Annotated in this window: 24 protein-coding genes and 1 pseudogene; 13 read left to right on the top strand and 12 right to left on the bottom strand. The window is 72.2% G+C overall.

Going from position 1 to position 25,333, the window contains the following annotated elements; translation table 11 throughout:
• Window positions 1-70 precede the first annotated feature (70 nt).
• From ACGF4C_RS23510 to ACGF4C_RS23500, 3 genes and pseudogenes are all read left to right on the top strand, one after another.
• Window positions 71-1,042: pseudogene (locus tag ACGF4C_RS23510) on the top strand (low temperature requirement protein A); the annotation flags it as partial.
• A 355-nt stretch (window positions 1,043-1,397) separates the two neighbouring features.
• Complete coding sequence (locus ACGF4C_RS23505; protein ID WP_201803475.1) at window positions 1,398-2,231, top strand: L,D-transpeptidase family protein; 834 nt, start codon at window positions 1,398-1,400, stop codon at window positions 2,229-2,231.
• Entirely contained in the window at window positions 2,224-3,339 is a 1,116-nt protein-coding gene (locus ACGF4C_RS23500; protein WP_393568858.1) for a P1 family peptidase, read from the top strand. The genes ACGF4C_RS23505 and ACGF4C_RS23500 overlap by 8 nt, the downstream gene beginning before the upstream one ends.
• Window positions 3,340-3,357: 18 nt before the next feature.
• On the opposite strand, the gene ACGF4C_RS23495 is transcribed toward ACGF4C_RS23500, so the two are convergent.
• On the bottom strand, window positions 3,358-4,074 hold the full coding sequence (locus ACGF4C_RS23495) for a VIT family protein (RefSeq protein ID WP_393568774.1): 717 nt from the start codon (window positions 4,072-4,074) through the stop codon (window positions 3,358-3,360).
• A gap of 84 nt (window positions 4,075-4,158) precedes the next feature.
• Here ACGF4C_RS23495 and ACGF4C_RS23490 point away from each other — a divergent pair, with 84 nt between their 5' ends.
• A complete protein-coding gene (locus ACGF4C_RS23490) occupies window positions 4,159-4,791 on the top strand; it encodes a YIP1 family protein (protein ID WP_362139834.1) in 633 nt (210 codons plus the stop codon).
• Window positions 4,792-4,859: 68 nt separating this feature from the next.
• Here ACGF4C_RS23490 and ACGF4C_RS23485 read toward each other — a convergent pair whose 3' ends face one another.
• Complete coding sequence (locus ACGF4C_RS23485; RefSeq protein WP_030417271.1) at window positions 4,860-5,174, bottom strand: hypothetical protein; 315 nt, start codon at window positions 5,172-5,174, stop codon at window positions 4,860-4,862.
• Window positions 5,175-5,458: 284 nt separating this feature from the next.
• Between ACGF4C_RS23485 and ACGF4C_RS23480 the strand changes: the two genes are divergently transcribed.
• Both ACGF4C_RS23480 and ACGF4C_RS23475 read left to right on the top strand, forming a co-directional pair.
• Window positions 5,459-6,661 carry a CaiB/BaiF CoA transferase family protein gene (locus tag ACGF4C_RS23480; protein ID WP_393568773.1) on the top strand — a complete coding sequence of 401 codons (1,203 nt, stop codon included), beginning with the start codon at window positions 5,459-5,461 and terminating at the stop codon, window positions 6,659-6,661.
• Between the two features lie 83 nt (window positions 6,662-6,744).
• Window positions 6,745-8,076: an Ig-like domain-containing protein gene (locus ACGF4C_RS23475; RefSeq protein WP_362139828.1), complete on the top strand. Its 1,332-nt coding sequence runs from the start codon at window positions 6,745-6,747 to the stop codon at window positions 8,074-8,076.
• A 344-nt stretch (window positions 8,077-8,420) separates the two neighbouring features.
• Here the strand turns inward: ACGF4C_RS23475 and ACGF4C_RS23470 are convergent, their stop codons facing one another.
• The 5 genes from ACGF4C_RS23470 to ACGF4C_RS23450 form a co-directional block, all read right to left on the bottom strand.
• Window positions 8,421-9,296: an NAD(P)-dependent oxidoreductase gene (locus ACGF4C_RS23470; protein ID WP_393568772.1), complete on the bottom strand. Its 876-nt coding sequence runs from the start codon at window positions 9,294-9,296 to the stop codon at window positions 8,421-8,423.
• Between the two features lie 253 nt (window positions 9,297-9,549).
• Entirely contained in the window at window positions 9,550-11,637 is a 2,088-nt protein-coding gene (locus ACGF4C_RS23465; RefSeq protein ID WP_393568771.1) for a fructose-specific PTS transporter subunit EIIC, read from the bottom strand.
• Window positions 11,638-11,788: 151 nt separating this feature from the next.
• On the bottom strand, window positions 11,789-12,736 hold the full coding sequence (gene pfkB / locus ACGF4C_RS23460; protein WP_393568857.1) for a 1-phosphofructokinase: 948 nt from the start codon (window positions 12,734-12,736) through the stop codon (window positions 11,789-11,791).
• Between the two features lie 107 nt (window positions 12,737-12,843).
• Window positions 12,844-13,650: a DeoR/GlpR family DNA-binding transcription regulator gene (locus tag ACGF4C_RS23455; RefSeq protein ID WP_393568770.1), complete on the bottom strand. Its 807-nt coding sequence runs from the start codon at window positions 13,648-13,650 to the stop codon at window positions 12,844-12,846.
• Between the two features lie 281 nt (window positions 13,651-13,931).
• On the bottom strand, window positions 13,932-14,933 hold the full coding sequence (locus ACGF4C_RS23450) for an RNA polymerase sigma factor RpoD/SigA (protein ID WP_393568769.1): 1,002 nt from the start codon (window positions 14,931-14,933) through the stop codon (window positions 13,932-13,934).
• 275 nt (window positions 14,934-15,208) lie between these two features.
• Between ACGF4C_RS23450 and ACGF4C_RS23445 the strand changes: the two genes are divergently transcribed.
• Window positions 15,209-15,772 carry a GNAT family N-acetyltransferase gene (locus ACGF4C_RS23445; protein WP_393568768.1) on the top strand — a complete coding sequence of 188 codons (564 nt, stop codon included), beginning with the start codon at window positions 15,209-15,211 and terminating at the stop codon, window positions 15,770-15,772.
• 185 nt (window positions 15,773-15,957) lie between these two features.
• Window positions 15,958-16,530: a hypothetical protein gene (locus tag ACGF4C_RS23440; RefSeq protein WP_393568767.1), complete on the top strand. Its 573-nt coding sequence runs from the start codon at window positions 15,958-15,960 to the stop codon at window positions 16,528-16,530.
• Window positions 16,531-16,589: 59 nt separating this feature from the next.
• Here the strand turns inward: ACGF4C_RS23440 and ACGF4C_RS23435 are convergent, their stop codons facing one another.
• Complete coding sequence (locus tag ACGF4C_RS23435) at window positions 16,590-17,117, bottom strand: pyridoxamine 5'-phosphate oxidase family protein (RefSeq protein ID WP_393568856.1); 528 nt, start codon at window positions 17,115-17,117, stop codon at window positions 16,590-16,592.
• Window positions 17,118-17,419: 302 nt separating this feature from the next.
• On the opposite strand from ACGF4C_RS23435, the gene ACGF4C_RS23430 reads away from it, so the two are divergent.
• The gene (locus ACGF4C_RS23430) at window positions 17,420-18,469 is read left to right on the top strand and encodes a questin oxidase family protein (RefSeq protein WP_393568766.1); all 1,050 of its coding nucleotides are present in this window, start codon (window positions 17,420-17,422) and stop codon (window positions 18,467-18,469) included.
• Window positions 18,470-18,502: 33 nt separating this feature from the next.
• Here ACGF4C_RS23430 and ACGF4C_RS23425 read toward each other — a convergent pair whose 3' ends face one another.
• Window positions 18,503-19,279: a dioxygenase gene (locus ACGF4C_RS23425; protein WP_393568765.1), complete on the bottom strand. Its 777-nt coding sequence runs from the start codon at window positions 19,277-19,279 to the stop codon at window positions 18,503-18,505.
• A gap of 155 nt (window positions 19,280-19,434) precedes the next feature.
• Between ACGF4C_RS23425 and ACGF4C_RS23420 the strand changes: the two genes are divergently transcribed.
• Window positions 19,435-19,932: a MarR family winged helix-turn-helix transcriptional regulator gene (locus tag ACGF4C_RS23420; RefSeq protein ID WP_030416731.1), complete on the top strand. Its 498-nt coding sequence runs from the start codon at window positions 19,435-19,437 to the stop codon at window positions 19,930-19,932.
• Window positions 19,933-20,081: 149 nt separating this feature from the next.
• Here ACGF4C_RS23420 and ACGF4C_RS23415 read toward each other — a convergent pair whose 3' ends face one another.
• The gene (locus tag ACGF4C_RS23415; RefSeq protein WP_393568764.1) at window positions 20,082-21,608 is read right to left on the bottom strand and encodes an MFS transporter; all 1,527 of its coding nucleotides are present in this window, start codon (window positions 21,606-21,608) and stop codon (window positions 20,082-20,084) included.
• 134 nt (window positions 21,609-21,742) lie between these two features.
• Complete coding sequence (locus ACGF4C_RS23410) at window positions 21,743-22,417, bottom strand: TetR/AcrR family transcriptional regulator (RefSeq protein WP_393568763.1); 675 nt, start codon at window positions 22,415-22,417, stop codon at window positions 21,743-21,745.
• 267 nt (window positions 22,418-22,684) lie between these two features.
• On the opposite strand from ACGF4C_RS23410, the gene ACGF4C_RS23405 reads away from it, so the two are divergent.
• Window positions 22,685-23,932 (top strand): M6 family metalloprotease domain-containing protein, encoded by a 1,248-nt coding sequence (locus ACGF4C_RS23405; protein ID WP_393568762.1) that lies wholly within the window; start codon window positions 22,685-22,687, stop codon window positions 23,930-23,932.
• A gap of 13 nt (window positions 23,933-23,945) precedes the next feature.
• Here the strand turns inward: ACGF4C_RS23405 and ACGF4C_RS23400 are convergent, their stop codons facing one another.
• Window positions 23,946-24,590 (bottom strand): TetR family transcriptional regulator, encoded by a 645-nt coding sequence (locus ACGF4C_RS23400; RefSeq protein WP_393568761.1) that lies wholly within the window; start codon window positions 24,588-24,590, stop codon window positions 23,946-23,948.
• Window positions 24,591-24,629: 39 nt separating this feature from the next.
• On the opposite strand from ACGF4C_RS23400, the gene ACGF4C_RS23395 reads away from it, so the two are divergent.
• Window positions 24,630-24,857 (top strand): hypothetical protein, encoded by a 228-nt coding sequence (locus ACGF4C_RS23395; RefSeq protein ID WP_393568861.1) that lies wholly within the window; start codon window positions 24,630-24,632, stop codon window positions 24,855-24,857.
• Window positions 24,854-25,156, top strand: coding sequence for a hypothetical protein (locus tag ACGF4C_RS23390; RefSeq protein ID WP_030416737.1), 303 nt, complete (start codon window positions 24,854-24,856; stop codon window positions 25,154-25,156). The genes ACGF4C_RS23395 and ACGF4C_RS23390 overlap by 4 nt, the downstream gene beginning before the upstream one ends.
• Window positions 25,157-25,333 lie beyond the last annotated feature (177 nt).

Raw genomic sequence — 25,333 nt, 5'->3', positions numbered from 1 at the left:
TGAGCGGGTGGAATGCCTAGATTCCGCGTTTCACCAGGTCAGAGGCGGTGATGCACGGTTGGTTCACGGGTGGGGGGCGTGGATGAACTTCAGCTGGTTCTCGTCGGCGTACGACACCGACGACCCGCTGTACCGCGTGGTGACGCTGGTCCAGATGGCGGGTGTGCTGATCCTGGCGGCCGGCGTGCCGCGGGCGTTCGTCCGCAGCGACTTCACCGTCATCTGGTTCGGCTTCCTGGTGATGCGGCTGGCGATGGTCGCCCAGTGGCTGCGGGCCGCCCTGGGCAGCGCCGGCGCCGAACGGCGGACCGCGCTGGGCTACGCCCTGGGGGTGACGGTGTGCCAGGTCGGCTGGCTGGGCCTGCTGGTCCTGCCCCGGGCGGACGTGCCGTGGGTGTTCCTCGTCGTGGGCCTGCTGGAGCTGGCCGTTCCGGCGCTGGCGGAGCGGGCGTGGCAGACGACCTGGCATCCGCACCACATCGCCGAGCGCTACGGCCTGTTCACCATCATCGTGCTGGGCGAGACGGTCGCCGCGGCCACCCTCGCGGTGCAGGCGGCGCTGGACGAGCACGAGGAGCTGGGCAGCCTGCTGCCGATCGCGGCCGGCGGGCTGCTGGTGGTCTTCTGCGCGTACTGGATCTACTTCGCGGTGCCCATCCACCTCCATCTGCGCTCGAACCGCCAGGCGTTCGTATGGGGCTACGGGCACTACCTGGTGTTCGGGTCGGCGGCCGCGGTCGGGGCGGGCATCGAGATCGCGGTGGGGCAGGCGTTCGGGAAGACGCGGCTGTCGACGGCGGCGGCCGCGGCGTGCGTCACGGTGCCGGCCGCGCTGTTCATGTTCACCGTCTGGCTGATCCATTCCCGTCACCAGAAGCGCGGGCCGGCGCAGCAGCTGGTGCTGCCGGTGTCGTCCGTACTGGTGCTGGCGTGCACCTTCGCGGGCCGCTGGGCGGTGCTCGCGGCCGGGCTGGTGGCGTCGGCCACGGTCGCGGTGGGCGTCACCCTTACGGCCCGTCAGGGCACCGCTCTGGCGGAATAGGCCCGGACCGGCCCGATGCCCCCCGGCAGGGCGTCGCCCATAAGCGTGCCGAACGGCCGTACTGTCCGGGCAGCACCCTGATTCCGCATCAGATCCGGCCATCTTCGGGCCCGCCCCGGCCCCTGCTCAGCAACACGGGCCGCGCGGCCCGCCGGCCCATTCCCCGTCAATTACCCACCAATGGATCCCACTTCCCCAGGGCTCGCCCTGTTGTTCCCCCGGCTTCCACCCGGCCAGCGGAGGCGCCCCGACACAGACGCGGTAGGGTGCAGATTGCCCTTTTTATGACAGGGGAGTCCCTTACGGGAGGCCCCGGAGGGCACGCCCACCGTCCGTACCTGAGGAGACGCCAGACATGGCCCGCCACGCCCAGACCCGCGCGCGGACGAGACTGTCCCGGCGCAGCAAGGCCGTGAGCGGTCTCGCCCTCTCCACGCTCGTCGGCACCGCCCTGTGGGCGTGGCCGGCATCGGGTGACGACCACGAAACCCGGACCGACGCCAAGAGCACCATGTCCACGACGGCTTCCGGCCCGGACACGCCACGCACCCCCGCCGCCGCGGCGAAATCCGCCCCGAACGCCGCACCCGGCGTCCCGGCCGGCCGGCCCATCCCCGGCCTCAGCGACGCGGCCCGCAAGGCGATACCGGCCGACTCCCGGCAGGTGCTCGTCGTCACCGGCAAGGGCATGGACTCCTACGAGTCCCAGGTCGTCCTCTACACCCGCGCGGAGGACTCCGACACCTGGGAGCCGGGCCCCACCTGGTCCGCGCACAACGCCGCCCACGGCTGGACCGACGACCACCGCTACGGCGATCTGCGCTCCCCCATCGGCGTCTACGCCCTCACCGACGCCGGCGGCCGGCTGCCCGCCCCCGACGGCACCAAGCTCCCCTACGACCACAACGACAGCTTCGTCGCCGACGGCACCGGCGTGGAGGGCGAGCCGCTGGCCGGCGCCTTCGACTACGTCATCGCCATCAACTACAACCGCGAGCCCGGCACCTCCCCGCTGGACCCGCACCGCCCCTGGGGCGACTCCAAGGGCGGCGGCGTCTGGCTGCACGTCGACCACGACGGCCCGACCCAGGGCTGTGTGAGCCTCAAACCCAAGGTGATGCGGGAGCTGCTGCGCACCCTCGACCCCGATCTGCACCCGGTCGTCGTGATGGGACCGGCCCATTACTGAGCAGGCCGCGGCCGCCGGGCTCCCCGCCGGGCCGCGGGACGCGCTGACCGACGTCCCCGGCCTGCGGGTCGGCCACGCCCGGCGGACCGGCGGGGGCGCGCTGACCGGCACCACCGTCGTCCTCGCCCCGGAGGGCGGCGTGGTCGCGGCCGTCGATGTGCGCGGCGGCGGCCCGGGCACCCGGGAGACCGACGCGCTGGACCCGCGCAATCTCGTACCGCGCATCGAGGCGGTCGTCCTGACCGGCGGCAGCGCCTACGGTCTTGACGCCGCGTCCGGTGTCGTCGGCTGGCTGGAGGACCACGGCCGCGGCTTCCGCGCCGGCCCCGACCCCGCGCAGGTCGTACCGGTCGTCCCGGCCGCCGCACTGTTCGACCTGGGCCGCGGCGGCGACTGGCGGGCCCGCCCGGACGCCGCCCTGGGCCGCGCGGCCGCCGAGGCCGCCGCGGCCACCGGCCCCGGCGCACCGGTCGCCGAGGGCAACACGGGCGCCGGCACCGGAGCCGTGGCCGGCGGCTTCAAGGGCGGCACCGGCACCGCGAGCGCGGTCCTCCCCTCGGGCGTGACGGTCGCCGCGCTGGCCGCCGTCAACGCCGCCGGCTCGTTCGCCGATCCCCGCACCGGCGCCCTCTACGGCCTGCCGGACGCGGCCCCGCCCGACCCCGAGGTGCACACCGCCGCCCTCCGCCGCCTGGCCGAGGCCCGGGAGACCTCCGCGGCCCGCTTCGCCGCCTCGGTCCGTCCGCCGCTGAACACCACCCTCGCCGTGGTCGCCACCGACGCCGTGCTGACCCGCGCCCAGGCCCAGAAGCTCGCCGGTACCGCGCACGACGGGCTGGCCCGCGCGCTCCGCCCGGTGCATCTGCTCTCCGACGGCGACACCGTCTTCGCGCTGTCCACCGCGGCCCGCCCGCTGGTCCCGGACGACACCGCCGCCACCGACCCCGCCTTCGGCGTCCATGTGGAGGCCGGTGCCCTGAACGACATATTGGCCGCCGGTGCGGACGTACTGACCCGCGCGGTGGTGCGGGCCGCGCTCACCGCCCGGACGGTGGACGGCCCCGGCGGCTGCTTCCCCTCGTACCGGGACCTGTACGAGGGCGAGTGACCCTCCAGGGCGGCCGGGTCAGGCGCCGGCGGCGCCCAGCAGGGTGCCCGCCGCGTAGGTGACCGCCATGGCCAGGGCGCCGCCGCCGGCGTTCCGCAGTACCGCGCGGCCGGGCGGCGCGGCACCGAGCCGGGCGCTGGACCAGCCGCAGACCGCCAGCGCGACCAGCACCGCCACCACCGTGATCCACAGCCGGTGCGCGGCGGGCGGCAGCACGATCGCGAGCAGCGGCAGCAGCGCCCCGGCGGTGAAGGCGAGGAAGCTGGCCGCGGCCGCGTGCCAGGGGTTGGTGAGTTCGTCGGGGTCGATGCCCAGCTCGACCTCGGCGTGCGCACGCAGCGCGTCGTGTTCGGTGAGCTGCTCGGCGACCTCGCGGGCGAGCTGCCGCTCCAGCCCCTTGCCCTCCAACAGGTCGGTCAGCTCGACCAGTTCGGCCTGCGGTGCGGTCGCCAGCTCCCGCCGTTCCAGGGCCAGCGCCGCCTTCTCCGAGTCACGCTGGGTGGACACCGAGACGTATTCGCCGGCCGCCATCGACATCGACCCGGCCAGCAGCCCGGCCAGACCGGCCGTCAGCAGAGTCGTGCGGTCCTGGGTCGCGCCGGCCACCCCGACGACCAGCCCGGCGGTGGACACGATGCCGTCGTTGGCGCCGAGCACCGCCGCCCGCAGCCAGTTGAGCCGGCTGCCGAGGCCGCCGCCGTGCGCCTCGTCGTGCTCCGGAGTCTGCAAGGTCACCTCCTGAGGTTCTCACCTGTATCCCTTGTGCCCCGCCCGACGCCCCCGCCGCACCCCGGTTCGGCCGGTGGTAGAAACGGCCGTATGTCCGCACCACCCCCCTCCCGTCCTCCCCAACACCCGCCGCCCACGCTCGTCCAGCCGGCTCCCAAGGCTCCCGCGGCGCCCGCGCCACGCCGCCGGCTGTGGTGGCACCGGCTGATATTCGGGCTCTGGTACCGGCCGGTGGAAGTCCTGGACGAGGCGCGGGACCGCAGCGCGTGGAGCGCGGCGGTGCTGCTGTCGTTGATCAGCGGCGGCATCGGGGTGCTGTCGGTGGACGCGTTCCGCGGCCAGTGGGCGGCCGACCGGTCGGCCGCACTGCAGCTCGTCGGGCTGGCCGAGGCCGGGGTGCTGGTGGCGAGCCTGGCACTGGGCGCGGTGACCCATGCGATAGCCCGCACGCTCGGCGGCAGCGGCCGGTTCGCACCGACCGCGAGCCTGTTCATCGTGCTCTTCTGGGTGACGGACCTGCCGCGGCTGGCGATCGTCGCCTGGCTGCCGACCGACGCCACCTTCGTCCAGGCCGCGACCTGGACGACCTGGGGTTTCGGCTACGTCCTCGCGGTACTGCTGATACGCGGCCAGCACCACCTGCCGACGGGGAAGTCGGCGCTGTCGGTGACGGTGCAGATGCTGGCCGCACTGGCCCTGCTCAGGCTGGGCCCGGTCCGCTGAGCCGGGCCGCCGCTTCCTCTTTCCGTCCCCGGGGCCGGCCCGTTACGGTCCGGCCCCCGCGGCACCGGTCAGCTGCGGCTGGTCAGCTGCCGGACGAGTTCCTCGAACGCCTCCCGCTCCGCGGCGCTCAGCTCCACGCACTCCGCCGGGGGCCCGGCCGGCCCGGTCTGCCGGGGCACCGAGCCGAGCAGCTCCGGCGGTTCGGGGAGCCGCTCCGGGCCGGGCGTCGCGTACCGCATCCGCATCTCGCGCCGGTCGCGCCGCATGGCCGCCTCGTACCGGCCGTTCCGCAGCAGTCTGACGATGCCGACGACCCAGAGCACGGCCACCGCGAGGAGCACGCCGAGGCCGATCTGCTGCAGAATCGAAACGGAGGGGAGCATGCGGTCCTCCAGGACGTATGAGGCGCTGGGCTAGAGCCAGTAGACACCACGCATCGACGGTTACAACAGAGGATCTTGGGACTTAAGTCCCGAAGTGACGCATCTCCTATGACATTTCGGCACATTTCTGGCGCCCCTCCGGGCCCGTCCGACTACATATACGTACCGAAGAGGCCGACCCGTCAGGGTCGGGGACGTGTCCTTGGACACCCCGGACGCTTCCCCGCAGCGCGGCGGGCCGCCCACGATGGCGGCACACCGCCCGCGACGTGAGGAGCACCGCCGTGCCGCAGCCGCCCCGCCCGCCCGCGTCCCCGCCCGCCCGGGCCCTCGACGGCATCCTGGTCGCGGACTTCAGCCGGGTACTGGCCGGCCCGCTGGCCGCCGCGACGCTCGCCGACCTCGGCGCCGAGGTGATCAAGGTGGAACGGCCGGGCACCGGCGACGACACCCGCGCCTGGGGCCCGCCGTTCGCCGCGGACGGGACGGCCGCGTACTTCGACGCCGCCAACCGCTCCAAGCGGGGGCTCGCCCTGGACCTCGGCGACCCGGCCGACGCGGCCGCGGCCCGCGAGCTGGCGCGGCGGGCCGACGTACTGATCGAGAACTTCCGCCCCGGCTCGCTCGCCAAATACGGCCTGGACCACACCGCCACCCGCGCCGCCAACCCGGGCCTGGTGCACTGCACCATCACCGGTTTCGGCTCCGGCGCGGGCGCCTCGCTGCCCGGCTACGACTTCGTCGTGCAGGCGGTCGGCGGGCTGATGAGCATCACCGGCGAGCCCGGCGGCCCACCCCTGAAGGCAGGGGTCGCCCTGGTGGACGTGCTGACCGCCAAGGACGCCACGACCGGCATCCTCGCCGCACTGCGGCACCGCGACCGCACCGGCCGGGGCCAGCTGGTGGAGGTCAACCTGCTGTCGTCCCTGTTGGGTTCGCTGGTCAACCAGGCGTCCGGCCACCTGGCCACCGGCCACGACCCGGGCCCGATGGGCAACCGCCACCCGAGCATCGCCCCGTACGAGACGCTGGCCTGCCGGGACGGGCGGCCGCTGGCGGTGGCGGCGGGCAACGACCGCCAATTCCGGGCCCTGGCCACGACGCTGGGCGCCCCGGAGCTGGCCGACGACCCCCGCTTCACCCGCAATCAGGACCGGGTACAAAACCGTACAGACCTCGTCAAAGCACTGGAGGACCGACTGGCCTCCGACACCCCGGAGAACTGGACCGATCGCCTGCTCGCCGCCTCCGTCCCCTGCGGCCCGGTCAACACCCTCTCGCAGGCCCTGGAGTTGGCCGGACGGCTCGGACTCGACCCGGTCACCCCGGTCGGCGAGGGCCGGATCCCCCAAGTCACCAGCCCGCTCCGGCTCTCGGACACGCCGGTGACACCCCCGACGGCCCCACCCCGCCTGGACGAACACGGCACCGCGCTGCGAACCTGGCTGTCGGGACCGGCCGACCACCCTCTCCCGCCGAGAATGTGACCTTCGTCACAACATGGCCTGACCCGCAACCAAATCTGCCCGTAGGTGCTGTTTACCAGCACGGAAATACACAACCCCCCTGTATGGAGCAGCTCGTGACATCGCCGGACACCCCCGCGCCCGATCGGTCCCGCACCCCGCACCAGCTGTTCCCGTCAGCCGAGCAGCAGGTGACCGGCGCCCCGCGCCGCACCCGCCGGATGCGTCGCACGCTCGCGGTGACCGCCCTGCTCGCAGCGGGTGCGCTGGCCCTGTCGGCCTGTGGCGGCGACGCCGAGGCCGGGGGCAACGACGACGGGAAGAACGGCCAGGCGGGCGCGGACGCCGCGGCCAAGAAGGACGCCTCGGACGCCAAGATCACCGTCTCCTCGAAGGACGGCGCCACCGACGCCAGCATCAACGACACCGGTGTGAAGGTCACCGGCGGCAAGTTGACCGACGTCAAGCTCACCGTCGCCGACACCGGCGCCACCGTGGCGGGCGCCATATCGGCCGACGGCACGTCCTGGAAGCCCGGCGCCCAGCTGGAGCGCGGCACCAAGTACAAGATCACGGCGAACGCGAAGGACGCCAAGGGCCGTTCGGCCACCGAGAACGCCACCTTCTCGACCGTCTCGTCGGCCAACAGCTTCATCGGCACCTACACCCCCGACAACGGCAAGACCGTCGGCGTCGGCATGCCGGTGTCCTTCAACTTCGACAAGGTGATCACCAACAAGAAGGACGTCCAGTCCCACATCAAGGTGACCTCCAGCAGCGGCCAGGAGGTCGTCGGCCACTGGTTCGGCGCCCAGCGCCTGGACTTCCGGCCGGAGGACTACTGGAAGGCCGGCTCCAAGGTCACCATGCAGATCGACCTGGACGGCGTGAAGGGCGGCAACGGCATCACCGGTGTGCAGTCCAAGACGGTGTCCTTCACGATCGGCCGCTCGCAGGTCTCCACGGTCGACATGAACACCCAGACCATGACGGTCAAGCGGGACGGCAAGGTCCTCAAGAGGGTCCCGATCTCCGGCGGCAGCCCCGAGCACCCCACCTACAACGGCCAGATGGTGATCTCGGAGAAGTTCGAGCAGACCCGGATGGACGGCTCGACGGTCGGCTTCGGCGGTGAGTACGACATCAAGGACGTCCCGCACGCCATGCGGCTGTCGTCGTCCGGCACCTTCATCCACGGCAACTACTGGGGCTCCCCCTCCGTCTTCGGCAACTCCGGCACCAGCCACGGCTGCGTCGGCCTGCGCGACAGCAAGGGCGGCGGGGGCGACACCCCCGGCAAGTGGTTCTTCAACGAGTCGCTGGTCGGCGACGTCGTCGTCGTGAAGAACTCCCACGACAGGATGGTCCAGCCGGACAACGGCCTCAACGGCTGGAACCTCTCCTGGTCCGACTGGAAGGCCGGCAGCGCAACCTGACCCGCGCCCCCAGCCGAACAAAGCGGTGGCCGGCCCCAGGAGGGGCCGGCCACCGCTTCGTCTATCCCACCCGCAAACGCTCAGGCCCGCCCCCACTCACCCGCACACTCCCCCAACGGGAGGGGACGGGCCGGAGGGGCCGGTGTTTGGGACGTAAAGCGCCAGCAGTCCCAAACACCGGCCCCGCAGGCCCGTCACCGCACCCACCAACAACCCAGCCCGCCGCAGGCGCAACGGCGAGAAGCAACAAGGCGGGACGGCCAAGTACGTAGGGGGCGCCGCAAAGCGCAACGGCGAGAAGCCCCACGGCGGGACAGCCAGGTACATGGGAAGACAGCCAACGGCTACCGCATCAACAACTCCACCACCCCCGCGAACCCCTCACTCCCGTGGCCGTCCGCCACCCGCCGCTCCATCAGCGCCAGCACCGGTGTCCACAGCTCCGGGCTCACCCCCTGCGCCCGCGAGACGTCCCCGAGGGCGTCGTGCGAGACCTGCATGGCCAGGGGCGACCCGGTGACCGAGTAGTCGCCGGAATCGACCTGCTCCGCCATCGCGGGCAAGCTGCCGGCCATCGCCTGGAGCCAGGGCACCAGCAGCGTGCTCGTGAACCCGGCAACCGACCCGCCCGCCGAGCGGATCAGCGCCGCGGCGTGCGCGAAGCCGCCGAACATCCCGTACATCCCGCTCAGCAGCGCAAGGTCGTTGAGCGGTGCGAGCCCGGGCTCCTCCCCCAGGTAGACGCTCCGCGCGAAGGAGTCCAACAGCCCCCGGTGCGCGTCGAAGGCCGCCCGGGACCCGCTGTACAGCACGAACGCATGCGGCGTCGCCAGTATCTCCGGTACGGCCATGATGCCGCCGTCGAGGTACTCGCCCCCGAGCGCGGTCACCCGCTTCGCCATCTCCCGGGCTTCCTCGGGCGACCCGTTGGTCACATTGACCACCACCCGCCCCTGCAACCCCGCCGGCCCGCCGGCCTGTTCCAGCAGCGGCCCGACATCGCCGTAATCCAGGATGCAGACGATCACGACGTCACAGCCGTCCACCGCCTCGGCCACCGACCCGGCTTCCCGCGCCCCCCGCGCAACGAGCTCCCCGGCCCTCCCCGGCGTACGGTTCCACACCCGCACCGCGTGCCCGCCCGTCAACAACGCCCCGGCCAGCGCACTGCCCATGCTCCCCAGCCCCAGCACCGCAACACCGGTCTTCTCCACCGACACGACAGAATTCCCCCTCCACCTGGGCACTCGCGATCTCTCGCGCTCTCGATCTTTCGATCTCCCGCTCAGTCTTGGCCCGGGCAAAGGCAGGAACAAGTACCCACTTTTCAGTGCGTACTTACCTGGAGGTGGGTGCCTTACTTCCAGGTGAGTGAGGCGCAGGATCCAGAACCGCCGCCACGAAGGCGCCGCCATGAAGCCGGGGCCCGGGCCGTCCGGGGTGACGGTTCCGGGCCCCGGTGGGGGTGGCGGGTCAGGCGGCGGCCGGGACGACGGGGTGGTCGGGGGACGGGGCCTCGGCCGGGGTGGTGGGGGTGGGCCTGCGGAGGGTCTTGAGGAGGAGGACCAGGGCGGTGCTGACGCACGTACCTGCGGCGATGGCGAGCAGGTAGAGCAGCGGCTGACCGATCAGCGGCACGACGAAGACGCCGCCGTGCGGGGCCCGCAGGGTGCAGCCGAAGGCCATCGACAGGGCGCCGGTGACCGCGCCGCCCACCATCGCGGAGGGGATGACGCGCAGCGGATCGGCGGCCGCGAAGGGGATCGCGCCCTCGGTGATGAAGGACGCCCCGAGCACCCAGGCCGCCTTGCCGTTCTCCCGCTCGGTCTTGGTGAAGAGCCGCCCGCGGACGGTCGTCGCCAGGGCCATCGCCAGCGGCGGGACCATACCGGCGGCCATCACCGCGGCCATCACCTTCAGACTGCCCTCGTTGGGGTTGGCCAGACCGCCGACCGCGAAGGCGTAGGCGACCTTGTTCAGCGGCCCGCCGAGGTCGAAGCACATCATGAGGCCGAGCAGCGCGCCGAGGATGATCGCGTTGGCCCCGGACAGTCCGGACAGCCAGTCGGTCAGCCCCTTCTGCAGTGCGGCGATCGGCTTGCCGACCACCAGGAACATCAGGAAACCGACGAGTGCGGAGGACACCAGCGGGATCACGACGACCGGCATGATGCCGCGCAGCGGCGCCGGGACGTTCAGGCGCTGGATCGTCATCACCACCCCGCCCGCGAGGAGACCGGCGATCAGACCGCCGAGGAAGCCCGCGTTGATGGTGAGCGCGATGGCCCCGCCGACGAATCCGGGGACGAGCCCGGGCCGGTCGGCCATGCCGTAAGCGATGAAGCCGGCCAGCACGGGGACGAGGAAGCCGAAGGCGACGCTGCCTATCTGGAACAGCAGGGCCGCCCAGCTGGCGGACTCGGTCCAGAGGAAGTGGTCGGCGACGGACGGCGCCTTGTTGATCGTGTAGCCGCCGATCGCGAAGGCGAGCGCGATGAGCAGACCACCGGCGGCGACGAACGGAACCATGTAACTGACGCCGGTCATCAGCCACTTGCGCAGGCGGGTGGCGTAGCCGTCGGCGGCGTCGGCGCCCCGGTCCATGGGCACGGCGGGCCGCGCGGCGGTGCCGGCCCCGCCGATCTCACCGGTCTCGCCCCGGGCGGCCTTCTCCCGTACCTCCGCGATGAGTTCGGCGGGGCGGTTGATGCCCGCCTTCACCCCGACGTCGACGATCGGCTTGCCGGCGAACCGCTCCCTGTCCCGTACCTCGACGTCATGGGCGAAGATCACGCCGTCCGCCTCGGCCACGACCTGCGGATCGAGCCGCTTGAACCCGGCCGAGCCCTGCGTCTCGACGAACACCTCGACACCGGCGGCCCGTCCGGCCTTCTCCAGCGACTCGGCGGCCATGTAGGTGTGCGCGATGCCGGTGGGGCAGGAGGTGATGGCGATGAGGCGGAAGGGGGCAGGGGCAGGGGTGGTTTCGGGGGCCGAGGGGGTCTCCGGTTCCCGCTCCGGCTCCGGGGCGGCCTCCGCTTCCGGGGTGGTCTCCGGCTCCGGAGCGGCAGTCGGCTCCTCCGCCGCAGTGGCCTCACCCGGCTCCTCCGGTTCCTCCGGCGCCTCGCCCCGTATCAGCGCCGCCGTGCGGCCCGGCTCGGTGGCGGAGCGCAGGGCGCCGGTGAAGGACTCGTCCATCAGGTGGCGGGCGAGGGTGGAGAGGATCGACAGGTGGTCCGCGTCGCCGCCCGACGGGGCCGCGATCAGGAAGATCAGGTCGGCCGGGCCGTCCGGCGCCCCGAAGTCGATCCCGGCGGCACTCCGCCCGAAGGCCAGCGTCGGCTCGGTGACGTGCGCGCTGCGGCAGTGCGGAATCCCGATGCCGCCGTCCAGCCCGGTCGGCATCTGGGCCTCACGGGCGGCCACGTCCGCGAGGAAGCCCTCCAGGTCGGTGACGCGACCGGATGCGACCATCCGCTCCGCCAGCGACCGCGCGGCGGCGTCCTTGGTGTCTGCGGACAGGTCGAGATCGACCAGGTCCGCGGTGATCAGCTCGCTCATCGCGGGCTCCCTTCCATACCGGCCCGAGCGCCTGCCGGGCGACCGACCCTCGCGAACAACTCGTCGGCGGACGGCAGCACGCACAACCGCTCCGCGGCTGCCACCGCCCTGCCCCCGCTCCCCCGGCTCCTGATGACACCCGCCCGCCCGTTCATGACACCGGCTCCCTCAGCAGCCGGTCGTACGGCACGGAATCGGTGGTCATGACCGCCGCGGGAACGAGATCCCGCGGGGTCGGCATCTTGCTGCCGGGCAGCTGGACGGCGGCCGCGCCGTGCGCCACCGCGGCGGCCAGCGCGGCCCTTCCCGCACCACCGGCCGCGAGGAATCCGGCCAGCGACGCATCGCCGGCCCCCACGTTGCTGCGGACGGCGACGACCGGCGCGCTGCCGAAGTGGGTGCCGTCCTCGTCGACCAGCAGCTGGCCGTCCGCGCCCAGGGAGGCGAGTACCGCCCGCGCACCGCGCGCCCGCAGCTCCTCGGCGGCCTTGACCGCCTCGCCCACGGTCGCGAGCGGGCGGCCGACGGCCTGTGCCAGCTCCTCGGCGTTCGGCTTGACCACGTCCGGCCGTTCGCGCAGGGCGGCGGTCAGCGACGGGCCGGACGTGTCCAGGGCGATCCGGGCCCCGGCGCCGTGCGCCCGGGCGACCAGCTCCGCGTACCACTCGGGCGCCAGGCCGCGCGGCAGGCTGCCGCAGCAGGCGATCCAGCCGGCGCCCGCCGACCGCTCGCCGACCGTCGCGAGCAGCGCCTCCGACTCGTCGGCGGACAGCTCGGGACCGGTCGCGTTGATCTTGGTGAGGGTGCCGTCGGGCTCGGCGACCGAGATGTTGGAACGCGTCTGTCCGGCCACCGGTACGCCCGCCACCTCGATCCCCTCCCCGCTCAGCAGCGCGGCCAGCGCCGCGCCCGCGGGCCCGCCCAGGGGCAGTACGGCGAGGGTGCGGTGTCCGGCGGCGGCGAGCGCCCGGGAGACGTTGACGCCCTTGCCGCCGGGGTCGACCCGGTCCGCGGTGGCCCGCAGCACGGCCCCGCGGTCCAGCGCCGGGATCTCGTACGTACGGTCCAGGCTGGGGTTGGGCGTGACGGTGAGGATCAGGGGCCTGGCCGCGCCGGCGGGGACCTCGGGCCCGGCCGGGTGGGTCACGGGCCGGCCGGAGGGACTCATGGACGTCTCGGAGGGGGTCATGGGCGTCTCGGAGGGAGTCATGCGCGTACTACTTCCGTGCCCGCGCGCTCGATGGCGAGGGCGTCGTCGGGGCTCAGCCCGGTGTCGGTGATGAGCAGGTCCACGTCCGAGAGGTCGCCGAAGCGGGCGAAGTGCCGCTGCTCGAACTTGCCGGAGTCGGCGAGCAGGACGACCCGGCGGGCGGCGCGGATCAGCGCCCGCTTGACCGCGGCCTCCGCCAGGTCGGGGGTGGTCAGCCCGCCGTCGAGGGAGAAGCCGTTGGTCGCCAGGAACAGCACGTCGGCGTTGATCTCGCGGTAGGCGCGCAGCGCCCAGTCGTCGACCGCGGCCCGGGTACGGTGCCGGATCCGGCCGCCTACGAGGTGCAGGGTCAGCCCGGGATGGTCGGCCAGCCGCGCGGCCACCGGCAGGCCGTGGGTGACGACGGTCAGCTCGGCCTCCAGCGGGATCTCGGCGGCGAGCCGGGCGGCCGTCGTGCCGGCGTCCAGGATCACGCTGCCGAAGCCGCCGCCGCGGGCGGACCCGCCGCCGTGCTCGCCGTTCTCGCTGCCCGGGAGCTCGGCGAGGGCGGCGCGGGCGATGCGCACCTTCTCGTCGGCGGCGACGGCGTCCCGCTCGGCGAGGTCCGGCTCGAAGTCCAGCCGGCCGGCCGGAATGGCACCGCCGTGCACCCTGCGCACCAGACCGGCCCGGTCCAGCGCCTTGAGGTCGCGCCGAACGGTCTCGGCGGTGACCTGGAACTCCTCGGCGAGCGAGAGCACATCGACCCGCCCGCTCTCACGGGCCAGTCGCAGGATCTCCTGCTGTCGCTCCGGTGCGTACATGATTTGCGTCCGTTTCCCTGCCCGAACCTGTGGTTTCTCTGTGATGCTACGCCCACATGCTGGCGAAGTAAACAGACTCGGGCGTCAGTCGGACTCAAACAGACATGGGCGGGGAGGCAGGGACAGGGGCAGGGGAGGTGAGGGGAGGGGAGGGGAGGGCCGGGCAGCGAAAGGGAGGGGGCCGGGCAGCGAAAGGAGCAGGGGAAAAAGCGAGCCCCGGCGCCGCGAAGGGCGCCGGGGCTCGTCCTGCTTGCCGGGGAGGGGTTACCGGGTCACCGGGGTCACGCGGCCGCGTCGAACCCCGTGTCGTGCGCCATCCGCTTCAGCTCCAGCAGCGCGTGCTTCTCGATCTGCCGGATCCGCTCGCGGGTGAGGCCGTGCTGCTTGCCGACCTCGGTCAGCGTGCGCTCGCGGCCGTCCTCGATGCCGTAACGCGCCTTGATGATCGACGCGGTGCGGTGGTCGAGGCGGTCGATGAGGTCCTCCAGCTCCTCGCTGCGCAGCAGCGTGAGGACCGACTGCTCGGGCGAGGCCGCGGAGGTGTCTTCCAGCAGGTCGCCGAACTGGGTGTCGCCGTCGTCGTCCACCGACATGTTGAGGCTGACCGGGTCGCGGGCCCAGTCGAGTACGTCGGTGACACGGGCGGGCGTGGTGCCCAGCTCGCCGGCGACCTCCTCGGGCTCCGGGTCGCGGCCGTTCTCGCGGTTGAACTCGCGCTGCACCCGGCGGATCCGGCCCAGCTCCTCGACGAGGTGCACGGGCAGCCGGATGGTGCGCGACTGGTCGGCGATGGAGCGGGTGATCGCCTGACGGATCCACCACGTGGCGTACGTCGAGAACTTGAAGCCCTTGGCGTAGTCGAACTTCTCCACGGCCCGCACCAGGCCGGCGTTGCCCTCCTGGATCAGGTCGAGCAGGGGGAGGCCGGCGCGCGGGTAGCGGCGCGCCACCGCGACGACCAGCCGCAGGTTGGAGCGGATGAAGACGTCCTTGGCCTTGGCGGCCTCCGCGGCCAGCGCCTCCAGCTCCTCACGGCCGGCACCCGCGGCATTGCCGTCGGTCACCTCGCCGTCCAGGATCTGCTGGGCGTAGACGCCCGCCTCGATGGTCTGGGACAGCTCGACTTCCTTGGCGGCGTCGAGCAGGGGCGTACGCGCGATCTCGTCGAGGTACATGCCGACCAGGTCGCGGTCGGCGATCTCCCCGCCTACGGCGCGAACACTGTTGGCCCCGTCAGAAGCGCTGGTGCTTTCCTGACGACGGGCGACGGCACGGGTTGCCATGCGTGTGCTCCCTTTGCGATGAGTCGGTCGCGGGACGGTGGGGCGGGCCGGTTGGTGCACCGACGCACTGCGACGTGTGCGGTGCGACACGTGTGCCGTGCGACATGGCGCGTCGCACCGACTGACGTGCGCCGATACCGGTAGGGCATCGACTGCGATGCTTGCCGAGTGGCCCGTCCGAAGGAAACAACGGCTGGAATCCGGACAGAATTCCCACCCGGCGCGGCTATTTTTCTGATCATGCAGTACCCTGCGCCCGCAGCGAGGGAGGTCGTATGCCGATAGGGCAAGGGGAAGTGCAGGTCAGGGCGGGCGTCGAGGCGGACCTGCCGGCCCTTACGGATCTTTACAACCACTACATCCGTGAGACTCCGATCACCTTCGACCTGGAGCCCTTCACCCCGGAGGAGCGCCGCCCCTGGCTGCTCTCCCACCCTCAAGACGGCCCCCACCGCCTTCTGGTTGCGCAGGTACCCGCAGACCGGGCAAAAAACACCCACACCGGGCCGGACGCGGACCCGGCGGCTCCGCTCCTCGGCTACGCGACCAGCAGCGCCTTCCGCCCCAAGGCGGCCTACGCCCCGTCCGTCGAGGTCACCATCTACTGCGCGCCGGAGGCCGCGGGCCGCGGCGTCGGCACGCTCCTCTACGAGGCCCTCTTCGAGGCGCTGGCCAAGGAGGACGTGCACCGCGCCTACGCGGGCATCGCCCAGCCGAACGAGGCGTCCAACCGCCTGCACACCCGCTTCGGCTTCCGGCACATCGGTACGTACACGGAGGTGGGCCGCAAATTCGGCCGCTACTGGGACGTGGCCTGGTACCAGAAGGACCTCGGCTGAATACCCCTTTCGCCGCTCCGGCCGTAGGGCCCTTCGCTGCTCCGGTTGACGCGGCGGCCGCCCGGGTGTCGCCTGGACAGAAGGCGTGCCCGGCCGGCAGGAAGACGCCCGGGCACGCAGGCATACGGGAGTGGGTCCGGGGAACGCGGGCCCAGGACCAGCGGGGCGATCGAGAGGAGCCCGCCATGGACCAGCACGCACGCCGGCACGGCGCGAGGGCCGCCCGCTCACACGGCACGGTCGAGGGCGAACACGGAGCCACCGCCGGCCCCCGCCCCGGCTCCGCGGAACGGGCCTCCGACAGCTCGGGGACCTCACGCCTGGCGGCCATGGCCGAGCGCGTCCCGGCCACCGTCACCTGGCCGCTCGTCGCGGCGCTCGCCTTCGGCCTGTTCACGATCTTCCGCACCCACACCGCCGGCATCAAGGGCGGACCGGCCCTGCTGTACGGAGTGGCCGCGGCCGTGGTCAGCGGCGTCCTCGGGCTGCTGGTGGCGCGCTACCAGTCGTCCATGCTCACCGAGACCCGGGCGCTCGCCTACGGCGCGCTCTTCGGGCTGTCGATGGGCTGGGTGTACAGCCTGGGCGGCGAGTCGATGCTGAAGTCGTGCATCTTCGGGTTCGTCATGGGCGGGATCATGTTCATCTCCGCTCTCTACCTCTTCCGCGCCCACAGCGCCCGCGAACCACACGGCCGGCACCGCCCGCGCCAGGCGCAGGACACCCAGCACCGCCGCCTGCCCGCCGCCACGCACTGACCCCGCCACCCGCACCCGCGCGGCCGCACCCACACGCCCGCGCGCCCGCGCGCCCAACGTCAGCTGAACGTCAGCGTCGCGTCCTGCGACGTCCGCCGTATCGTGCGCAGCGGCCGCCCCGGCGACCAGGTCTCCACCACCACATACGGGCTCTCGATGTACGTACGCACCACGTCGGTCACCTCCGCCCGGAACAACTGGAACGGCTCGGGCGGATGCACCTCCGCCGCATAGCGCGCGATCAGCTCGGGGGCGGTCACCTCGACCGCCCGCCCGGACACCCGTACGTCCCCCGGCTCCGGCACCTCGGCGCGCTGCCCCGGGTTGGCCTGGAGTGAGAAGCGGGGATCGCGCCGCAGGTCCAGGACCTTGCGCGAGCCGTTCATCATCCCCAGCCAGAGCTCCCCGCCCCGGAAGTCCGCCTCCAGGCCGCTGAGTCGCGGAGCGCCGTCCCGCCGGAGCGTGGCCAGCACGTGGTGCCGGTACTCCGCGAAACGCACCCGCACCCGGCCGGCCAACTCGGGCGCCGCCTCCTCGACCACCGACCAGGCCACCCCGGCGGCCCCCGCGTGACTTCCCCCCGTCATGCCGCCGCTCATGCCGTCACCGCTGCCGCCACCGCTGCCGTCGCTCATGGCGTCACTCTCCCCCCGATACCCGACACCTCCTGTCGGGATTTCCGTGCCGGACGGACCGGCCTCGGACCGGCCCCTCCCGACAGCCGATCCGCCACTGACATCAGCGTGCCACCCGCCACTGACAATCCCCCCCGACCGCGGTCGCTCACCCCCGCGCCCGTCCCCCGGCCCCCGCCCCCACAGCCTTACGACCAGCGCCGTAAGCCGAAAGCCCGTTACGTTCCCGCCCGCGGCCGACCTAGCCTCGCTCCATGGAAACGACGAGCGGGACACTCGACGAGGCGTTACAGCGCCTGCACGCATCCGGCCCCGAATTCAAGGGGTTTCTGAGCAACCACGGCCCGATGGCCATCGAAGCGATGGTCCGCAACGGCCAGGCCCGCACCGTCCACCGCTGGCTCGACACCTACGAGCACAAGCTGGAGGACGTACCGGTCGCCAAGGCGCCCCTCACCGATGCCAACTGGCAGCAGGCACTCGGCGAGACCGACCGGGTCACCGACTGGACCGCGTACTTCACCGAGCGGGTCGCCGAACGGCCCTGGCGGGACGTCCTCGCCGAGTGGTGGCCGCGGCTGCTCCCCGGTATCGCGGGCGCCGCCACCCACCCGGTCATCCGCTTGGGCCACGCCGTCCGCACCCTCCTGACGGAGGGTGAGAGCGCGCCCCGGCTGGCGGAGTTCGCGCACGCCCTCGGTTACTGGGCCGCCCGGCACCTGCCGCTCCCCACCGCCGTACATCCCACGGGCCGCGCCACCCCGGCCGAGGCCCTCGCGGCCGTTCCCCGTATTGCCGACCAGCGTGTGGCGCCGGTCCAGGGATACGCTCAACTACCCGATACCGAGGGGTGGTTGACGACGACCGAGTCGCTGCACCTCCCCGAGGACCCGGAGGCCGTACGGGAGGGCCTGACCGCGCTCGTCCGGGCCGCCACCCTCAACTACGGCGACTACGGTCACGGGAACGGCATCATGCTGGTCCACGCCGCCACCGCGCCGAACGCGGTCCTGCGCATCCTGCCCGCGCTCCCCCAGGACCTCTGGGCGCCGTCCTTCACGGTGGCCTGGGCGGCCACCTCGGCGATCACCGCCATCTACGCCGCGGACACCCCGCGCCGGGCCCCGGACGCCGGCTCCCTCACCCCGGAGGAGGTCTTCGCGCGGGCGATCGCCAACGGGAACGAGCATGCGATCAAGTTCGCCGACACCGCGCTGGACGTGGCCGCGGCCTCCGAGGACGGCGACACCCGCGCCCTGTCGGCGGCCCTGAACGCCGTGGCGCTGATCGACGTGGACGACTGACCCGGACGAGCCCCGAGCCGGTCCGCCCAGTCGTCAGCCGTACTGCAGCGACCGCTTCGCCAGCCCCATCCAGAACCCGTCGATCACACTCCGCCCGCTGTCCAGCTGCCCCTGGGCGTCCGCGGCCCCCAGGGTCACGAACAGCGGCGCGAAGTGCTCGGTGCGCGGATGCGCCAGCCGCCCGGCCGGTGCCTTGTGGACGAAGTCGAAGAGGGCATCGAGGTCCTGGGCCTCCAGGGCCTGCCGCCCCCAGTCGTCGAACTCCGCCGACCAGGCGGGCGGGCCGTCATGGGACTGCCGCAGCGCCGCCAGGTTGTGGGTGAAGAACCCGCTGCCGACGATCAGTACGCCCTCGTCGCGTAGTGGGGCGAGCCGGCGGCCGGTCTCGTACAGGAGGCGCGGATCGAGCGTGGGCATCGAGACCTGGAGGACCGGAACATCGGCGTCCGGGTACATCTCGACGAGCGGGACGTACGCGCCGTGGTCGAGCCCCCGGTCGGGGATGTCCACCACCGGGGTGCCTGCGGTCCGCAGCGTCTTCCGTATGCGCTCGGCCAGCTCCGGCGCACCGGGCGCGGGGTACAGGACCTCGTAGTAGTGACGCGGGAATCCCCAGAAGTCGTGGACGAGCGGCACGGTCTCGGTGGCGCCGAGGGCGATCGGGGCCGCCTCCCAGTGCGCGGAGATGATCAGCACCGCCTTCGGGCGCGGCAGCTGCGCGGACCAGGCGGCCAGTTGGCCCGGCCACAACGGGTCGTCGGCGAGCGGGGGCGCGCCATGGCTGAGGTAGAGAGCCGGCATTACGGACATCACATCTCCACGGCGTCACACTGGCGGTAGTCGGTGATGCAGAGACATCCGGCCACCGCAGGCCAATTACTTGAATCTTCAAGCGTCGGCTTCCAGTCTAACCCCGACGTTGTTAAAACTTAAATAACTCTCCGAGCGGTGAGAGAGTGGATGGTATGAGCAACGAACCCGCAGTCGAGCCGCGTTGGCTCAGTGACGAGGAGCAATTCGCCTGGCAGTGCTACCTCCACGCCACCACGCTCCTGGAGGACCACCTCGACCGTCAGCTGCAGCGGGACGCCGGGATGCCGCATGTCTACTACGGGCTGCTCGTCCAGCTCTCCCGGGCACCGCGGCGCCGGATGCGGATGACCGAGCTGGCCCAGAACGCCAAGATCACCCGCTCCCGGCTCTCGCACGCGATCGCCCGCCTGGAGAAGAACGGCTGGGTGCGGCGCGAGAACTGCCCGTCCGACAAGCGCGGCCAGAACGCGTACCTCACGGACGAGGGCATGCGGATGCTGGAGAAGGCCGCGCCGGGACACGTCGCCGCCGTCCGCGCCGCGATCTTCGACCGTCTGTCGCCGGAGCAGGTCGGCCACCTGGCCGAAATCTGCCAGGTGATGACCGAAGGACTGCAACCCCAAGGCGCCGACCTCCCCTGGCTCCGCTGACCGTTCAGCGAAGCCGGGGAAAGCCGGCGCCCTCGGAAGCGTCCGGAAGCCCGTAGGGGTGGGTCACCCGTCCGAGCGAGGTAAGCGGCGCGTAGGAGTCCGGTAAGAGTCGGGCGCGGCCGCGTCGGTGGGAGTCGGCGCGGAGCGCCTCAGTGGGCCAGCACCGGGACCGGGACCTCATCCGCGTCCTCGGCCGCGTGCTCGCCGTCGGCCGAGGAGGCCGCCGGCGAACCGGCGCCCGGACGCCCCGTGTTGATGAGCGTGAAGGCGATCGCGCCGGCCAGCAGCAGGATGCCGACCGCCCACCAGATGGCGGAGGTGTAGCCGTGCACCATCGCCTGGACCTTGAGCAGGTCACGGGAGCGCGCACCGGCCGCGTGCGAGGTGGCGTACGCCGTGGTGGCGCTCGCCGCGATCGTGTTCAGCAGGGCCGTTCCGATCGCGCCGCCCACCTGCTGCGAGGTGTTGACCATCGCGGAGGCGACACCGGCGTCGCGCGGCTGGACCCCGTAGGTGGCCAGCGACATCGCGGGCATGAAGGCCGTACCCATACCGAGGCCCATCAGCAGGAAGCCGGGCAGGATCAGCGCCGGGTAGGACGTGTCCAGGTCGATCTGGGTCAGCACCAGCATGCCGGTCGCGGCCACCGTGAAGCCGGGGGCCATCAGCAGCCGCGGCCGGATCCGGGTCATCAGCCGGGCGCCGATCTGCGTCGAGCCGGTGATCATGCCCGCGACCATCGGCAGGAAGGCCAGACCGGTCTCGACCGGCGTGTACCCCTTCACGATCTGCAGGTAGTAGGTCAGGAAGAGGAAGAGGCCGAACATCCCGATCACGGCCAGGCCGAGCGACGCGTAGACGCCGGCACGGTTCCGCTCGGCGACCACCCGCAGCGGCAGCAGCGGGGCCTTGACCTTGGACTCGACCAGGACGAAGGCCAGCAGCAGCACGGCGGCCGCGGCGAACAGTCCGAGCGTCGGGCCGGCCAGCCAGCCGTCGGACTCGGCGCGGGTGAACCCGTAGACCAGCGAGACCAGACCGAGCGTGGCCAGGAGGACGCCCGGGATGTCCAGCCGGGAGGGGTTGCGGCTGTCCGCGGGCTCCCGGATGACCAGGTAGGCACCGGTCGCGGCAACCACGGCGAACGGGATGTTCACGAAGAAGGTCCAACGCCAGTTCATGTACTGGGTGAGCACACCGCCGAGGATCAGACCCACGGCGCCGCCACCACCGGCAATCGCACCGAAGATGCCGAACGCCTTGGCGCGCTCCCTGGCCTCGGTGAAGGTCACGGCGAGGAGGGAGAGGGCGGAGGGCGCCAGCAGCGCGCCGAAGACGCCCTGCAGTGCCCGCGCGCCGAGCAGCACGCCCTCGTTGGCCGCGGCCCCGCCGAGCGCGGAGGCGAGCGCGAAACCGGCCAGCCCGGTGATGAAGGTCCGCTTCCGGCCCCACAGGTCGGCGATCCGCCCGCCGAACAGCAGCAGCCCGCCGAAGGCCAGCGCGTAGGCGGTGATCACCCACTGCTTGTTGACGTCGGTGATGCCGAGGTCCTTCTGGGCGGAGGGCAGCGCGATGTTCACGATGGTCGCGTCGAGGACGACCATCAGCTGGGCGAGGGCGATGAATATCAGCGCTTTCCAGCGCCGGGGATCGACGGACGGGACGGTTTCAGGCATGGCGGGATCCACCTAGTGGGGCGTGAGCGAACAGGAGCGAAGAGCGGGACGGGTGAGACGGGAGGGGTGAGAAGAGAGGGGGGAGGGAGGTGACGGGCGGTGCGAGGGCGGGCGGTGCGAGGAGGTCTGGCGCGTCAGGACTTCCGGCGCCTGAGGTCCTCCAACGTGGCGGCACAGCCGGGGAGTTCGGAGCGGGCGGGCGCCTGCAGGCCGTCCAGGAACAGCTGCAGGTGCCGGTGGACGAACTTGTCGAAATCGACGCAGCTGCTGCCCGGCAGCGGCCGGGTGAGCTGGGTGATCGCGACCATCAGATCACCGACGGCGATGTCGGTGCGCAGCTGACCGCTGTCACGCGCCGCGCCCATGAGGGCCTCGACGGCCGCCTCCAGGCGATCGCGCGCGGCGAGCAGATCGGGGTGGTCACGGTCGACGCCGTCGGAGAGCAGGGGGCACAGGGCCCCGATCTTCTCCTCCACCGCGGCGTGGACGAAGCGCCTCAGCGCTCGGAAGGCATCGGACTCCTCGGCAAGGACGGATTCCGCCTGGTCCGCAGTACGGGACATGACGGAGAGCGTGACGTGGTGGATCAACTCCAGGCGATCCGCAAAGTGACGATAAAGCGTCGCATTGCCGACCCCCGCGCGTCGAGCGATTTCATCGAAGGGGACATCGGCCCCGAACTCGACCATCGTCTCGCGGGCGGCCGCGATGATCCGTTCCCGGTTGCGCAGCGCGTCGGCCCGCAGTCGGGGTGCCGACGCACCGCACTTCGCCTTCGTGACGCTCGTGGCGTCGACGCCCACGGCCATCCGACTCACCCCTTCCGACTTCCGATTCGACTTCGCACTTCCGGTGACTCCGACCAACCGGGGAAAGCCTCCCCGTTTCCGTCGGACGACTGGTTAAACGGGGAACCGCTCCCCGGATATTTCACGCCGGCATGTGACCTGAGGCACACGGCTGCCTGGCCGACCCCGGCTGCCCCTGGGCGCCCCCGGTGGCCCCGGGTGGCCCGGTGCCTCCGATTGATGTAACTCCGCGCGCGAGCGATCACCCGGCGCCCCAAGGTGATCGTTATGAAGCTCAAGGTATCCGCGGTGCTGGCCGCCGGCGCGGCCACCGCGGCGGCGGCCATAGCGCTGGGTTCGCCCCCCAACGCCGTGGCCATACCTCCCGGGCCCGGCGCCCCGCCCAGCGGCCCCTGCGCGCTGCACGGCATCGACAACGACGTCGCCGAATCGGCCGACACCCCCACCGGTTTCGCCCGCTCGTCCGGCGTCGTACGGGCCCTGACGCTCTTCATCGACTTCCCGGACGCCCGCGCCACGATGCCGGCCAGCGCCCGCTTCGCCGAGTTCTTCCCGGCCACCACGGACTTCTTCCGCACCAGCTCGTACGGCAGGCTGACCTACCTGCCGATGCCGCTGTTCCGGTGGATCCGGATGTCCCGGCCGCTGGCGGCGTACGGCATCCAGCGCGGCACCAACTTCGACCCGGCCTCGGACGGCGGGTACCACGCGCTGGCGCAGGAGGTCGTGCGTGCCGTCGACCCGATCGTCAACTTCCGCGACTACGACGTCATCAACATCATCGCAGCGCCCAACGCGGGGCCTCCCGCCACCCGTACGGTCCTGTCCGTCACCTTCAGCGGGGGTGACATGGGGATGAAGACGGCCGACGGGGTGCCGTTCCGCAACGCGTCCTTCATCTGGAGCCGGCAGTCCGGCCTGAGCGCCTTCCGGGTCCTCAACCACGAGAACGCGCACAGCTTCGGCCTGCCCGACCTGTACTACACGGACAACCGCCAGGAGCCGCCACCGGTGGGCCACTGGGACCCGATGGACGAGGACTGGGGGCCGAACAACGACTTCGTCGGCTGGCACAAGTGGAAGCTCGGCTGGCTGGCCCCCCAACAGGTGCACTGCGCACCGCCCCACGGGACGCCCGGCGAGCACACCCTCACCCCGGTCTCCACACCGGGCGGCACCAAGATCGTCGTCATCCCGACCTCGCCGCACAGCGCCCTGGTGGCCGAGGCCCGCAGCCACGGCCTGCTCGAACCCGCGGTCTGCCGGCCGGGCATCCTGATCTACCGCGTCGCCACCGACGTGCCCTCGGGCCGCGGCCCGCTCCGGATCGTCGACGCCACCCCGCACAGCGGTGGCTGCTACCGGGAGAGCCCTTACGTCGACCCGGAGCTGACCGATGCGACGTTCCTCCCCGGCGAGACCTACACCGACCACGCCACCGGGGCCGCGGTCACCGTCCTCACGGAAAACCAGGACGGCACCTACCGCGTCCGCGTCACCCCCGCCCGCGCCTGACCACAGGACGCCCTCACGAGAGGTCCCCCTCCTCCTGCCAGTGCTGTCGCCCGATACTGATCAGCCGCAGCTGGCGGCGCGCCGTACGCACCACCTGGTCGGCGGCCCCGGGCGCCCCGTCCTCGTCGGCGTCGAGCAGCGCGGCGGCCGTCGTGACCAGCCGGTCCACGTACAGCTCGGCCAGCATCCGGACGTCGTCATCGCGCCATCCCTCCGACACCGGCTGGGACTTGAGCGCCGCCGCCACCTCCTCGGCGAACCGGTCGAGTTCGTCCGCGATGGCCTGCCGTACGGCCCGTACGCCGCCGTGCCGCTCGCGGGCGATGAACCGGATGTGCAGCGGGTACGCCCGTACGTGCCGCTCGACGACCGCGACCGTCCGGTCTATCCGTTCCTCGGCACCGTCCTGTTCGGCGAGGATCGCCCGCACCATCACATGCAGGCTGCCGAGCGCCTCCTCGACCAGTGCGACGCCGAGTTCCCCCAGGTCCTTGAAGTGCCGGTAGAACGCGGCCGGGGCGATCCCCACCACCCGCGTCACCTCCCGCAGGCCCAGGCTGCTCAGGCTCTGCTCCGCCAACAGGCCGAGCGCCGCGTCGAGCAGCGCCTGGCGGGTCTTCTGCTTCTGGGCCTGGCGGACCCCAAGAGTGTGACTCATGTCATCCAGTAAACAACCGTTCTCTTAACTTCTCCACCCATGAACCGCCGTATGCTGGAGGCACTGAGTGAACAAGTGTCCTCCGAGTGGAAAAGGCAGATCATGCTCTTCCTCGTCGCAGCCCTCCTCCTGATGGGGATCATGCTGGGCACCGCGGCACACCTCCCCGTCCCCGTCACCCTCATCGCGGCCGCCGTCATCAGCGGCTGGCTGCTCGTCTTCTTCCTCCGCGAACGCCGCCACAAGACCGAGGTGACCTCCCGATGACCGTGCTCAGCGAAGCCCCGCGGACGACCTCCCCCGCGCCGGCTGCCGCCCCCCGCGCCGCCCGCTCGCACGCCGACGGCATGGCCGTGGCCTCCTTCATCCTCGGCCTGCTCGGCACCCTGGTCCTCAACCTCGTCCTCGGCCCCTGTGCCCTGATCCTCGGCGGCCTGGCCCTGGCCCGCGGCACCACCCGCCGCGGCCGCGCCCTCCTGGGCCTCGCCCTCGGCGCCACGGACCTCCTCCTGCTCGCCCTCCTCGTCACCACGGACGGCACGGTGAGCTGGCACATCGCAGGCTGACCCGCAGGCCGGAGGCACCCCCCACACGCCCCGCCGGGCCCCGGCCACCCCCCACTCCTGCCGCGCCGACCTGCCCGAACGTTCGGGAACAACCGGGCCGCCCTCGCAGGTCAGCGAAGGGCCAACAAGGTGAACCTGGTCAACCTGACGGCAGGAAAGGCCCCGGACCTCGCAGCG

This window comes from Streptomyces sp. NPDC048197, from assembly GCF_043202395.1.
Lineage (GTDB): Bacteria > Actinomycetota > Actinomycetes > Streptomycetales > Streptomycetaceae > Streptomyces > Streptomyces siderophoricus.
The sequence above is the reverse complement of the archived record's forward strand: the minus strand, read 5'-3'. Positions and strand labels throughout refer to the sequence as shown.